This is a genomic window from Pseudomonas sp. Z1-12 (assembly GCF_051132015.1).
GTDB classification, from domain to species: domain Bacteria; phylum Pseudomonadota; class Gammaproteobacteria; order Pseudomonadales; family Pseudomonadaceae; genus Aquipseudomonas; species Aquipseudomonas zanjanensis.
In genome coordinates this window covers 4188519-4202217 of record NZ_CP071647.1, presented here as the reverse complement: position 1 = coordinate 4202217, position 13699 = coordinate 4188519, and the positions used below count along the sequence as shown (strand labels likewise).

General features: G+C 58.6%; 13 protein-coding genes. 12 read left to right on the top strand and 1 reads right to left on the bottom strand.

Going from position 1 to position 13699, the window contains the following annotated elements; all coding sequences use genetic code 11:
- Position 1: 1 nt before the first annotated feature.
- Positions 2-838, top strand: a complete 837-nt coding sequence (locus J3P85_RS17730; protein ID WP_434702729.1) for a sugar phosphate isomerase/epimerase family protein — start codon at positions 2-4, stop codon at positions 836-838.
- Between the two features lie 289 nt (positions 839-1127).
- Here J3P85_RS17730 and J3P85_RS17725 read toward each other — a convergent pair whose 3' ends face one another.
- Complete coding sequence (locus J3P85_RS17725; RefSeq protein WP_434702728.1) at positions 1128-2618, bottom strand: CoA-acylating methylmalonate-semialdehyde dehydrogenase; 1491 nt, start codon at positions 2616-2618, stop codon at positions 1128-1130.
- A gap of 216 nt (positions 2619-2834) precedes the next feature.
- Here J3P85_RS17725 and J3P85_RS17720 point away from each other — a divergent pair, with 216 nt between their 5' ends.
- The 11 genes from J3P85_RS17720 to J3P85_RS17670 all read left to right on the top strand — a co-directional run bounded on the left by J3P85_RS17720 (position 2835) and on the right by J3P85_RS17670 (position 13547).
- Positions 2835-3746, top strand: coding sequence for a LysR family transcriptional regulator (locus tag J3P85_RS17720; RefSeq protein ID WP_434702726.1), 912 nt, complete (start codon positions 2835-2837; stop codon positions 3744-3746).
- Between the two features lie 223 nt (positions 3747-3969).
- Positions 3970-4812, top strand: coding sequence for a substrate-binding periplasmic protein (locus tag J3P85_RS17715; protein WP_434702725.1), 843 nt, complete (start codon positions 3970-3972; stop codon positions 4810-4812).
- Positions 4813-4869: 57 nt separating this feature from the next.
- Complete coding sequence (locus tag J3P85_RS17710; protein WP_434702724.1) at positions 4870-5691, top strand: amino acid ABC transporter ATP-binding protein; 822 nt, start codon at positions 4870-4872, stop codon at positions 5689-5691.
- Positions 5692-5702: 11 nt separating this feature from the next.
- Positions 5703-6374 carry an amino acid ABC transporter permease gene (locus J3P85_RS17705; RefSeq protein WP_434702722.1) on the top strand — a complete coding sequence of 224 codons (672 nt, stop codon included), beginning with the start codon at positions 5703-5705 and terminating at the stop codon, positions 6372-6374.
- Positions 6375-6384: 10 nt separating this feature from the next.
- A complete protein-coding gene (locus J3P85_RS17700) occupies positions 6385-7050 on the top strand; it encodes an amino acid ABC transporter permease (RefSeq protein ID WP_434702720.1) in 666 nt (221 codons plus the stop codon).
- 24 nt (positions 7051-7074) lie between these two features.
- Positions 7075-7956 (top strand): 4-hydroxy-tetrahydrodipicolinate synthase, encoded by an 882-nt coding sequence (gene dapA / locus J3P85_RS17695; RefSeq protein ID WP_434702718.1) that lies wholly within the window; start codon positions 7075-7077, stop codon positions 7954-7956.
- A gap of 171 nt (positions 7957-8127) precedes the next feature.
- Entirely contained in the window at positions 8128-9411 is a 1284-nt protein-coding gene (locus J3P85_RS17690) for an NAD(P)/FAD-dependent oxidoreductase (protein WP_434702717.1), read from the top strand.
- Entirely contained in the window at positions 9408-10889 is a 1482-nt protein-coding gene (locus tag J3P85_RS17685; RefSeq protein ID WP_434702716.1) for an aldehyde dehydrogenase family protein, read from the top strand. Before J3P85_RS17690 ends, J3P85_RS17685 begins: the two co-directional genes overlap by 4 nt.
- A 10-nt stretch (positions 10890-10899) precedes the next feature.
- On the top strand, positions 10900-11931 hold the full coding sequence (locus J3P85_RS17680; RefSeq protein WP_434702714.1) for a proline racemase family protein: 1032 nt from the start codon (positions 10900-10902) through the stop codon (positions 11929-11931).
- Between the two features lie 32 nt (positions 11932-11963).
- Entirely contained in the window at positions 11964-12677 is a 714-nt protein-coding gene (locus tag J3P85_RS17675; protein ID WP_434702713.1) for a GntR family transcriptional regulator, read from the top strand.
- A gap of 162 nt (positions 12678-12839) precedes the next feature.
- Entirely contained in the window at positions 12840-13547 is a 708-nt protein-coding gene (locus tag J3P85_RS17670) for a GntR family transcriptional regulator (protein WP_434702712.1), read from the top strand.
- Positions 13548-13699 lie beyond the last annotated feature (152 nt).

Genomic DNA, 13699 nt, shown 5'->3' with positions numbered 1-13699 from the left:
CATGCGTGAACTCCTGGTATTTCAGTCCCTGTGGGCCATGCAAGATCACCGTGGTCAATGCGATCTTTCCCTTGAGGCGCAGGTGGAGAAGATTGCCGCTGCTGGCTTCGATGGAATCACCGACCATTTCTGGATCGCGCCACAGGCCGAACGTCTGCATGCCGCTGCCAAGGCGCAAGGCCTGCAAATCGAAGGTCAACTGTTTCCCCGCACCGTGAGTGACTTGGCGCAAGCGCTTGAGGTTGTCTCCCGCTACGGCTGCCACCACCTCACGCTGCAAGCCGACGTCCGGCCGCGCACGCTGGCGCAGGCGGTCGCACTGATCGAAGGCTGGCAGCGTCTGGCCGAGCAGGTGGACTTTCCGATCCTGCTGGAAACCCACCGCTATCGTCTCACCAGTGACCTGTTGTTCACCCTCGATTTGCTCGCGCAGATGCCCGACCTCAAGTTGTTGGCTGATTTGTCCCATTACGTCGTGGGCCGCGAATTGCCTGAGTCGGCCGCGACCGAAGACGACGAACAGATTCACACCATCCTACGACACAGTTGGGGTTTTCATGGGCGGGTCGCTAATAGCGAGCAGGTCCAGGTGCCCTTGACCTTCGCCCAGCATCGCCCCTGGCTGGACCGGTTTCTGGGCTGGTGGCGTTACGGAATCAAGGATTGGCTGGCGCGACCGAACAAACCCGCGAGCCTGTCCTTCACCTGCGAACTTGGCCCGCCACCCTATGCGATCACGGGGAGTGATGGGCGCGATATAACGGATCGCTGGGGCGAGGCGCTGATGCTGAAGGAACTGATGCGTGGTGTTTGGGATGAGTGTCAGGCGGGGGACTGATCTAAGGCATGGAGGGTTGTGACGGTCTGTATCAGTGGATTAATAACGCAAACTCTTTAAATTTCAATGGGGCGGACACCGGATGCGAGTCTCGTTTCTCGCCCCAAGATTCAGAAAAGCCACTCAAATGAGTGGCTTTTTATACGACTGAAATCTATATGCTGGGGCGTGAGCCGTTAGCGTTTGTGGTCAATCATTGGGCAGATGCAGCTGCACTCCCACGGCGTCATGAGGAAGTCGGTCGACCTCAATTACATCGTCGGTAGCCACTAACACCGCTTTTGACCCGTTAAAGGCTTGGAAACGCAAACTGCGACGCCTCGTGGCTCGCGCGTTTGGGCCAACGTTGAGTGATTGCCTTGCGTTTGGTATAGAACCGTACGCCATCCGGTCCGTAGGCATGCAGGTCGCCGAACAGCGAGCGCTTCCAGCCGCCGAAGCTGTGATACGCCACCGGGACGGGCAGGGCGACGTTGACACCCACCATGCCGACTTCGATTACGTAGCAAAACAGCCGGACGGCTTCGCCGTCGCGGGTAAAGATGCAGGTACCGTTGCCGTATTCATGGTCGTTGATCAGGCGCATGGCCTCTTCAAGACTGTCCACTCGCACGATACACAGCACCGGACCGAAGATTTCTTCTTTATAGATAGTCTGCTCGGTAGTGACGTGGTCGAACAGACATCCGCCAATGAAGAAACCTTCTTCGTGGCCAGGTACTTTGAAATCCCGACCATCGACCAGCAGGCTCGCACCGGCCTCGATACCTGCGTTCACATAGCCGATGACTTTGTCCATGTGCGCGCGGGTGACAAGCGGGCCCATGTCCAATCCGCGCTCGGTGCCGGCACCGATCTTCAGTGCCTTGATCTGTGGCGTCAGCTTGGCGATCAGGGCGTCGGCCACTTGATCACCCACGCAAACGGCGACGGAGATGGCCATGCAGCGTTCCCCACAGGAACCGTATGCGGCGCCCATCAACGCGTTGACCGTGTTGTCGAGATCAGCGTCCGGCATGACCACGGCGTGGTTTTTCGCACCGCCCAGCGCCTGCACGCGTTTGCCGCGTCGGGTGCCTTCAGTGTAAATGTACTCAGCAATAGGCGTGGAGCCGACAAAGCTTAGCGCCTTGACTTCCGGTGCCTCGATCAGCGCGTCGACCGCAGTCTTATCGCCGTGCACGACGTTCAGAACGCCCTTGGGCAGGCCGGCATCGTGGAACAGTTGCGCAATCAATAGGGTTGAGCTCGGATCACGTTCCGATGGCTTGAGAATAAAGGTATTGCCGCAGGCGATCGCCAATGGATACATCCACAACGGGACCATGGCTGGGAAATTGAAGGGTGTAATGCCCGCTACCACGCCGATGGGCTGGAAGTCAGACCAGGCATCAATACTCGGTCCTGCGTTGCGGCTGAACTCGCCCTTGAGAATTTCAGGCGCGGCGCAGGCGTACTCGATGTTCTCTATCCCGCGCTTGAGTTCACCCGTTGCGTCCTCCAACGTCTTGCCATGTTCCTCACTGATCAGTTGAGCAATGTTGGCTTCATTGGCTTCCAGCAACTGCTTGAATCGGAACAGCACCTGCGCCCGTTTCGCCGGGGGCGTATTGCGCCAGGCAGGGAAGGCGGCCTGGGCGGCGTCGATTGCTTCTCGAACGGTTTCGATGCTGGCCAGGCCAACCTGGCGGATGACCTGGCCGGTGGATGGATTGAACACATCGGCCATACGGCCAGCGTGTACGGCCTGGCCGTTGATCAGGTGGTGAACGTTACTCATAAAAAACCTCATATCCAGGATCGTGCTTGAAGTTGCGGTTGCTCGACAGAGGCATCCAGTGTGAATCCCGTTGGAGCTGGCTGGCCAGGGAAGTCGTTTACTGCAGGACTTGGTGCATGGGGCCAATCCTACTGATGGAGATGACCTAGCTTGTGCTCTCTCAATAGGTGAGTTAAATCTATATCCACTTCACTTAAAATATTGTAAGGCTCACCTATGGCGAAGAAGTCTCCTTTGAGTCAGGTCAGTGATTTCGACCTGCGTTTACTACGGATTTTCAGAACGGTGGTGGAATGCGGGAGTTTCGCCGGCGCAGAAAGCGCCTTGGGCATCAGTCGCTCGGCCATCAGTCTGCACATGAGCGATCTGGAAAAACGTCTGGGCATGCGCCTGTGTCAACGGGGCCGTGCCGGCTTTGCCCTGACTGATGAAGGGCGTGAAGTGATGCGCGCCGGCGAGGCAGTGCTGGTCGCGATCGAAGGCTTCCGCAGCGAGGTCAACCAGATGCATCAGCAGCTTCGCGGCGACCTGAACATCGGCATCGTCAACAATCTGGTCACCCAACCCAAAATGCTCATTACGCAAGCCCTCAAGGCCGTGAGGTCCGAGGGGGCGGGGGTGCGCGTCAATCTGAGCATGAGCACGCCGGGGGAGATCGAGCGTGGCCTCCTCGATGGACGGCTGCACGTGGGTGCTGTTCCGCTGATCACGCCGCTGTCGGGGCTGGACTACAGTTTGCTGTACGAAGAACGTTCCAATCTCTACTGCAGTGTCGAGCACCCACTGTTTCAACGCGCTGGCGCTGTCAGCAACGAAGATTTAGCGAGCGCCGATGCCGTGGTGCCCAGCTATCGTATGACCGCCGAAGCCATAGGCTTGCATCAGATGCTCAACTTGGCCGCTTCCGCCACGGACCGCGAGGGCATTGCTTTTCTGATCCTCACCGGCAGCTACATCGGATTTCTGCCTGACCACTATGCCGCGAACTGGGTGGAAAAAGGGATGATGGTCGCCTTGAGCCCAGATCGCCTGTTCTTCGAAACCAAACTAGCCGTTGCGACCCGCAAAGGGCGTCGGCAAAACCTGATTCTTGAACGCTTCCTGGAAGCTCTTCAGCAGTCCCGTTAATTCCGCGCTGTACATCTCTCCCTCCCATCGCATCTGGCGAGCCCATCCATCGATGGCTCGCGTTGTCGTTTGTCGCCTTGGAAAAAGTTTTACAGGCCCTGTTGACACGAACTTTCACACGGTCCTAATCTGTATGCAGCACTGAGCACAACGTAATGCACATAAAAACATACAGCCACGATTCTCTTCTGCCTAAAACAAAAACCTTACGGAGAGCTTCAAAATGACTCGTTTTTTCCCTCGCTCCATCTTCAATGCAATGCTCGGCGTAACAGCGATGGGGGCCTTGCTTGCCCAAGCCCCGGTTCAGGCTGCCGAATCCCAGATATGGAAAGATGTGCAAAAAGCGGGAGTGCTGCGTTGTGGTGCGGCGGTCGCGGCGCCCTATGTGATGCGCGATGCCGCATCGTCCCAGTACAGTGGTTACTTCGTGGACCTGTGTCGCGACTTCGGCGAGAAGGTTCTCAAGGTCAAGGTCGAGTTTGTCGATACGGTCTGGGACAACCAGGTGGCAGGGTTGCAGAGTGGCAAATGGGACCTGTCCATGGCCTTGAATCAGACCCCTGAACGCGCCCTGGCGGTAGCGTTCACGGTACCGGCAACCGACTATCAGATCTCGCTGCTGATCAACAAGGACAACCCCAAGCTCGCCGGTGCGGGCACATCGATTGCTGACTACGATAAAGCCGGCGTGACCATTGCGGTGATGTCCGGTAGCGCAGCAGACAAGGCGGTCTCAGGCTTGGTCAAGCAAGCGACCATCGTGCGTTTGCCAGGCTCGGATGAAACCCGCCTGGCCCTGATGTCGCGCCGTGCGGATGTGCTGGCTGATGCCAGCGACACAAACCATCTGTTCGCCTTGGCCAACCCCGATTGGTCCAAGGAAGTCATGCCCAAGCCGGCGATTGCCAAGCAAGGGGTCTCCTTCGCTATTCGTCGCGATGTTTCGCCCGCTGACCTCCAAGTACTGAACATCTATCTCAGCCAGCGCCGCGAGGCGGGCGAGATCGATGCGCTGGTGGACAAGGCATCGGCGCAAGTCAACGCGGCTAACAAAGCTCAGTAACCCCCGCTCAGAATCCGAGGGCTGCCGGTTGCGGCAGCTCTCCTGGAGGCACTTCCAATGAATACTCCCCATTTGGTGGCGGCTCAGCCACAGCCGGTGCACGCTTGCGATGTGGCCTCTGTCGGCGACTTCATCCAGCTTCGCGGGGTCTGCAAGTCTTATGGCGAGCAGCTCGTGGTGATGGACAACCTCAACCTGGACATGCGTGCCGACGACAGGCTGGTGATCATCGGCCCGAGTGGCAGTGGCAAGAGTTCATTGCTGCGGGTGCTGATGGGGTTGGAGGGTATCCAGGGTGGAACCATCGATTTTCAGGGCAAGCCCTACATTTGTGGGAGCAAGCGCCAAGGCAAGCCATTGGATGCGGCCTTGCACACCCAGATTGGCATGGTGTTCCAGCATTACACCTTGTTTCCGCATCTTTCCGTATTGAGCAACCTGACCTTGGCGCCCATGAAGGTCCATGGCCTGTCCAAGGCACAAGCCACCGAGAAGGCCCGTGCCTATCTCGCTCGCCTCGGCCTGGAAAGCAAACTCAATGCGTATCCGAGCCAACTCTCTGGTGGACAGAAGCAGCGGGTGGCCATTGCCCGTGCCTTGATGCTCGAACCCAAGCTGATGCTGTTCGATGAAGTCACGTCGGCCCTCGATCCGGAAATGGTCATCGAAGTGCAGAACGTGATGCTGCAGCTGGCGGAGCAGAAGATGGCGATGATCATCGTGACCCACGACATGCATTTCGCCCGTCACATCGCGACGCGAGTGGTGTTCTGCGCCAACGGCAAGGTGGTTGAGCAAGGGCCGCCTGAACAGATCTTCACCCAGCCCAAAGAAGCCCGTACACGGGAATTCCTAGAAAAAGTCCTGCACCTGGACTGAGGGCTGACGCCATGAACTATCAATTCGATTTCCACTTCCTCAATGGCAGTTTCGATGCGCTGTGGGAAGGCTTGAAAGTCACTCTGCAGTTGGCGTTGGTTTCCAACCTCATTGGCATGGTGCTCGGTTTCGGTTTGTGTCTGTTGGCCATGAGCCGTTGGTTTTTTATCCGCTGGCCCGCTCAGTTGTTCATCGAGTTTTTCCGCTGCACGCCGGCCCTGCTGCAGATTGTCTGGTTTTTCTACTGCGTGCCGATGCTGTTCAACGTGTTCATCGACCCGGTTGCCATGGGCTTTCTGGCGTTGGGCCTGAATCTTACGGCGTTCAACGCCGAAGCTTACCGGGCCGGCGTTCAAGCGGTGCCCCGCGAGCATCTGGATGCCTGTGTGGCCCTGGGCTTGCGCCCGTTTCATCGGACATTTTACGTCGTGCTGCCCCAAGCCTTGCGCAGCGCGTTACCGGTACTGATGACCAACGGAATCGGCACTTTGCAGCAGAGCGCCCTGGTCGCCATCGTCGCGGTCTCGGACCTGATGTACGTAGGTAAGAGCCTGGCCACGGAGGCTTATCGTCCGCTGGAAACCTACACCCTGATCGCCTTGATCTACTTCGTGCTCTCACTGCCGATTGCCCAGTTGGTGCAATACATCGAGCGGCGGCAAGACACTGCGAACGCGCACTAAGGAGAACGTCATGACGCTTGATTTTTCCATCGTTCTTTCTTACTGGCATGTGCTGCTCAAGGGGCTCGCGCTGACGTTGGCTTTCACGATCAGCTGCGCGATCATCGGCAGCCTGGCTGGCTTTGTGCTCAGTCTGTTGCGCAATAGCCGGATCCGGTTGCTGACCCTGCCGACGACACTCTTCGTTGAGTTCTTCCGTGGCACACCGCTGATGATCCAGTTGTTTTGGATCTTCTTTTGCCTGCCGGTGGTGTTTGGCCTGGATATCCCCCCATATGCCTCGGTGCTGATCTCGCTGATCCTGTATATGGCGGCAATCACCTGCGAAACCTTCCGTGGCGCCCTGAAATCCATCGCCAGCGAACAACACGACGCCTGTACCGCCTTGGGATTGACCTCGCGGGTGAAGGTGGTTTACGTGATTTTCCCCCAGGCACTGCTGCGGGCTATCCCGCCGCTGTTGTCGAACGTGGTCAGTCTGTTCAAGGAGAGCGCACTGATCTCCTCGGTCGGCGTGGCGGACCTGATGTTCGTCGGCCAGAACATTTCCAACAGTACGGCCCGACCGGTCGAGTTCCTTTCAGCTGTTGCCGTCATCTATTTCCTCGTGGCCTTCCCACTGACGCGTCTGGTCGGTGTGGTCGAAGCCCGCATGCTCCGGCGTTATGCCTACTAACCCACTCTCTCCAGGAGAATTTCCATGCTTGAACTCAAAGGTATCCTGCCTGCCCTCGTTACACCTTTTGATAAAAACGGCGCGGTTGACCACACCATGCTTGCCGATATCATCGAGCATCAGCTCAAGGCAGGCGTCCATGGCTTCGTGCCGCTGGGCTCCACCGGCGAATACTACGCGCTGACGAACGAAGAGCGCCGCCAGATACTGGCTACCGTCAAGGAAGTGGTCGGCGACCGCGGCACCCTGATTGCCGGTGCCAATGGTTCCTGCACCCGTGAAGTGCTGGAGCAGGTCCAGCAGACCGTGGACGCTGGCTACAACAACCTGCTGATTGCCCCGCCATACTATGCGCTGCCTTCCCAGGAAGAGTTGCTCAGCCACTACAACACGATTCTTGAAGCGTTCCCGCAAATCAATGTGGTGCTTTACAACTACCCGGTCCGCACCAACGTGGAGGTCGGTTTCGGGGTGATGCAAGCACTCAAGGACCACCCGCGCGTTGTCGGTATCAAGGAAAGCAGTGGCAACCTGCTGCGCGGTATCGAGATCGGCGAGAACTACAAAGGCAAGATCCAATTGTCCTGTGGTTCCGACGATCAGGCCCTGGACTTTTTCATCTGGGGCGCGACCAGCTGGATCTGCGGCCCCGCCAACGTCTTCCCGGAAAAAGTCGTCGATTTCTATCAGAAGTTCAGCGCTGGCGACCTGGCCGGGGCACAGAACGTCATGCGCAATCTGTTCCCGATCATGTCCAATCTGGAAAGTGGCAAGTTCGTGCAGAAGGTCAAGTACGGTACCGAGCTGGCGGGCTTCCAGGCCGGCAATGCCCGTGCCCCACTGTTGCCGTTGACTGACGATGAAAAAGCCGAGTTCCGTAGGGTATTCGAAGCGGCCCAGCGTTAATACGTCATCGGTGCTGGCGCCGAACGCGCCAGTACCGGCGGCCGCAAGCAGCTTGCCAGCGCGACGCCCGAAGTCTATTGAAGGAGGGGCGGGAGGCTTTCCTGGCAAGTGCTGCAAAGGTTTTTGCGCTGGACGATGAGCTAACGATAGGTCGCATCAAGAGAGCGTCATATGAATTTTTCAGGAACGTCCATTCAACAACAGGCGGTTGTCATCGGCGGTGGCATCGTCGGCGTCTGCTGTGCTCTCTATCTGCAGCGCGAGGGGCATCAGGTGACCCTCGTGGACCCGGCTGCACCCGGGGACAGCACCGCCAAATGGAGCTGTGGCCAGATAGCGATCAGCGAAGTCATCCCGCTGTCCAAGCCTGGCATCCTTAAAAAAATCCCTGGCTGGCTGATGGATCAGAATGGGCCATTGGCCCTGCGTCCCAGCGCCTTGCCAGGCATTCTGCCCTGGTTCCTGCGTTTTCTGGCCTGTGCTCGTCATTCTCGAATCGTTGAGATCGCCAGCGAGATGGCCACGCTGACCGAACATGTCTATGACGATTACGCGCCGTTGTTGGAGGCCTGCGAAGACAAGGCCCTGCTCGGTCAACGCCCGGTCATCGAGGTGTTTGATTCGGCAGCCGGCGTGCCCCATGAACGTCCCCATCTTGAGTTGCGAAAGTCACTGGGTTTCCAGTCCCAAGAATTGGGCGCCGATGATATCGCTGACCTCGAGCCCACCCTGGCCGGAAAATTCAAGCACGGTCTGCTGTTTCCTGACTGGCGTGCCGTGAGCGATACAGAAGGTTTCATTGCCGCATTGACCCAAAGCTTCATTGAGCAGGGGGGCGTGCGTCTGCGCGATCAGGTCAAGCGCATCGATAACGTGGACGATCTGGCCACCGGCGTCACCTTGGCCGACGGTCGGCGTATTGCCGCTCAGCATGTGGTCGTAGCCGCGGGCACCGGTTCGCGGGAGTTTTTCAGCCAATTGGGACTGAACATTCCCTTGGCCGGCATTGCCGGCTACCAGGTGGTGCTGCCGGATTCGGGGGTGGAATTTCGCCATTCGGTGATCTATGCCGATGGCGGTTTCTGTTTCAGCCCCATGACGCGAGGGCTGCAAATTGGCGGCACCATCGAGTTCGCGGCGGCGGGGGCCGAACCCAACTTCAAGCGCGCCGATATCATTCTGGAGAAGGCCCGTCGCGTCCTGCCACAACTGCGTACCGAGAACCTGCAATACGGGGTCGGTTATCGGCCCTTCCTCCCGGACACCAAACCCATCATTGATCGCTCTGAACGGCTGACCAACGTTTACCTGGCGTTCGGGCACGGCCAGCTCGGCCTGACGTTGGGCGCCACCACCGGCCGTCTGATCGCCGACATGGCCGCGGGCAGGCCAACGGCACAAAACCTGAAGCCCTTCAGCGCCAATCGCTTCGCCCTTATTGGAGGACATGCATGAGTGCCTACAACCAGCTTTACATCAACGGTCAGTGGGTCACGCCGATCCGCAAGGGGACTTTCCAGACCTTCGACCCCAGCAATGAAGCGCTTATTGCCGAAGTCGCTGCTGCCACCGCCGAAGACATCGACCTGGCTGTCAAGGCCGCCCGGCAGGCCTTCGATTGGGGGCCGTGGGGGCAAACCAGCGGTGCCGAGCGTGCCGTTGTGTTGCGGCGTATCGCCGAGGGGGTTCGTGATCGCCAGCAGGCGTTGGCGGAACTGGAAGTACGCGACAATGGCAAGCCGTTACCCGAAGCACTCTGGGATATCGGTGATACCGCCGGTTGTTTCGATTTCTATGCGGACCTGGCCGAAGGCCTCGACGGCCATGCCGAGCAATCGGTGCCGCTCGCCGACGACCGCTTCAGCAGCGTGGCGCGCAAGGAAGCGATTGGCGTAGCCGGGGCGATCATTCCGTGGAACTTCCCGATGCTGATGGCCGCCTGGAAAGTCGCGCCGGCCCTCGCTGCCGGTTGCTGCATGGTGCTGAAACCTTCAGAACTGACGCCGCTCACCGCCTTGGAACTGGCGCGTATCGCCGACCAGGCCGGGCTGCCAGCCGGTGTATTGAACATTGTGCCGGGTTTAGGCCCGGACGCTGGAGCCCCCTTGGCCGAACACCCCGGGATCGACAAGCTGGCCTTTACCGGCAGCGTGCCCACCGGCAGCCGGATCATGCAAGCGGCGGCAAGGGACATCAAGAACATCAGCCTGGAACTGGGCGGTAAGTCGCCTTTCATCATCTTCGACGACAGTGATATCGAAACGGCTGTCGAGTGGATCATGTTTGGCATCTTCTGGAATCAGGGCCAGGTTTGCTCGGCAACCTCGCGCATCCTGGTGCAGCGCGACTTGTATGAGCCGCTGCTGCACCGTCTCAAGTCCGAAGCGGCGAAGATCACCATCGGTAATGGCTTGCGTGAAGGCGTATTGCTTGGCCCGCTGGTGAGCAAGGGGCAGTATGACAAGGTCCGCGAAGCCATTTCCCGCGGCAAGGAGGAGGGCGCGCGCCTGGTCTACGGTGGCGACCGGCCGGCTGGGTTCGACAAGGGTTTCTACCTGCGGCCGACCATCTTTGCTGACGTGGCTGAGGACAGCTGGATCTGGACCGAGGAAATATTCGGCCCGGTGGTGTGCTTGCGACCGTTCGACGATGAGCAAGAGGCCCTACGTTCGGCCAATGACTCGCGCTTCGGCCTGGCTGGCGCGGTGATGTCAAAGGATCTGGAGCGTGCCGAGCGGGTCGCCCGTAAGCTGCGTGCCGGTATCGTTTGGATCAACTGTTCGCAACCGACCTTCACCGAGGCGCCCTGGGGCGGCTACAAGCAGAGCGGCATCGGTCGCGAACTGGGGGAGTGGGGGTTGAACAACTATCTGGAAACCAAGCAGATCACCCGCTTCGACAGCGATCAGCCCTGGGGCTGGTACATCAAGTAAGGAGGCCGTCATGCGTTGGAAGAAAACACTGCAACTGGTGGATGTCCACTGCGAAGGTGAAATCGGCAAGGTCATTACCGGCGGGGTAGTGGGCATTCCCGGGGAAACCATGCTGGACAAGATGAACTACATCAACGAGGTGGACGACAGTTTGCGTCGCCTGGTGGTGCTGGAACCGCGTGGTTGCCTGCAGATGTCGGTCAACCTGCTGCTGCCTCCCACCCGACCTGAGGCCCATGCCGGTTTCATTGTGTTGCAGGCCGACAAGGCCCACCCCATGTCCGGCAGCAACTGCATCTGTGTGGTCACCGCGCTGCTGGAGCTGGGCATGGTGCCCATGCAAGCGCCGGAAACCACCGTCGTGCTCGATACTCCCGCGGGGCTGGTCACGGCAAGGGCTCGTTGTGAAGACGGTCGTTGCCTGAGTGTTTCCCTGGACATGGTCCCGGCCTTTGTCGAGCATCTGGACGTGACGATCGAAACCGAGGCCTTCGGCCCTATCAAGGCCGATATCGCTTTTGGCGGCGTCTATTACGCGCTGATCGATGTCCATCAGGTCGGCTTGAGCATCGCGCCGGAACATGCCCGTGAACTGGCCAATGCCGGTGTGGCGCTCAAGGCGATCATCAACCGCCAGGTCAGCGTCCGTCATCCGTTATTCGATACCGTTAACGACGTCGCCTACGTGATGTTCCGCAATCGTCTGGACGCCAGCACGTACCAGACCTGCACCACCTTGCCGCCCGGGCGGGTGGATCGCTCGCCTTGCGGCACCGGCAGCTCGGCCAACCTCGCCACCCTGGCCGCACGAGGGCTGGTAGCCGTCGGTGATCAACTGACCTCACGCTCGACCATCAATGGCGAATTTCAGGTGCAACTGTTGGGGCTTACCGAGGTGGCGGGACGGCCGGCGGTGCTGCCACGAATAACCGGGCGAGCCTGGATATATGGCATTCAGCAACTGGGTGTCGACCCGGATGACCCACTGGCAGCGGGTTTCATGCTCAGCGATACCTGGGGACCGGCGTTCCCCGATAAGTGAGGCCTGACGATAAAAATAACGAGATCAATGTTATGGGCGTTGTAACGATCACACCAAAAACGGTTGATAAAGTACGGCGCCATGGCGGCCGTCATGTGTATGAAGAGTTGCGCAAGCAGATCTTGACGCTGCAGCTCAAGCCAGGTTCGCAACTCGACGAAGTTTCCTTGGCGACACACTTCGGAGTATCCCGCTCGCCCGTTCGTGATGCATTGGCACGCCTGATCAGCGAAGGTTTGGTAACGATCCTGCCGAACCGTACGACCTTGGTCACCCCCTTTGAGATCGAGGCGTTTCCCAAGTACATCGCGGCCCTCGACCTGACCCAACGTGCAGTGACCCGCCTGGCAGCGCTCAATCGCAGCGAGGCGGACCTGGCACGCATTCGTAAAGCCAACGACATCTATGTGCGAGCACTGGCGCAAGGCAGCTTTCAGGAAATGTCCGAAACCAATAAAGCCTTTCATCTGGAAATCGCCAAGGCGGGTCGCAATCATTACTTGACCCGTTACTACGAACGACTGTTAGGTGAAGGCCAGCGCCTGTTGCACCTGCACTTCGACTTCATTGTCAGCTCGCAGACCTTGACCAGTCCGGATCATGATCACGATCGGATCATCGAAGCTATTGCCTCGGGCCATGCGGATGCCGCAGAAGCCGCCTCGCAGGAGCACACATTGCTGTTTCGCGATCGTTTTCTGGATTACATGCGCCAAAACCTGACTAAGAATATCTCGATTCTTTGACGCGACCGGCATTGGGAAAGCGATCGGATCCGGAAGATAACCCCGACGATTCCCGTTGCCACTGGGGGAGGATTCGATAGGCAGTGCCGAGCCGGCTGCGTTACTCTTGCCAGTCTAATGACCTGCCATTTGATTGCGCGGGGCAGTATGCAGAGAGAGCTGATGAGTAGTGATAATGCAGTGCCGGAAAGCAACGGCCGTCGACATGGTGGGCGATACATCTATGATGAGTTGCGAAAGCAGATCCTGACGCTCAAGCTCAAGCCGGGCGCGCCTTTGGACGAAGTTTCCCTGGCAACGCAGTTTGGTCTGTCTCGCTCCCCTGTTCGAGATGCCTTGGCTCGCCTGGTTAGCGAAGGGTTGGTAACCATTCTCCCGAACCGCACCACGCTGGTGACACCGTTCGAGATCGAGGAGTTTCCCAACTATGTCTCGGCGCTGGATTTGATCCAGCGTGCAGTTTCCCGTCTGGCTGCGATACAGCGCACCGACGAAGATCTGCTGCAAATCCGCGCCACAGAGGACGCCTATATGGCGGCCATCGCCAAAGGCGACTTTCAATCCATGACAGAACTGAACAAAGCGCTGCACATGGACATTGCACGAGCCGCCAAGAACCCCTATCTCTCTGACTACTACGAAAAGCTGCTGGGGGAAGGCCAACGCCTGCTCCACCTGCAGTTCGATTACATTGTCCGCTCAGCCAGCACCAGCAGGCTCGGCCGTGACCACGAGGAGATAGTGGAGGCGATTGCCGCGAGAGACGCCGACGCGGCGGAGCAGGCGGCTCATGAACATACAATGCTGTTTCAGCGTAGGTTTTTGGATTTCATGCAGCAGAATCTCATCGCAAATATGTCTGTCGGCTAGGGGAACGATGGCCTCGCGCTTTTCGTGAATACGAAAGGCGCCAAGAGCTGGCACTTCCGCTTTTATGGGGCCGGCAAGCACCTCCGTATTGCTTTCGTTCCCCATGGCGCTCCCCTCAAACCAATCTATACGTCCAGATGAATGGAAGCCAG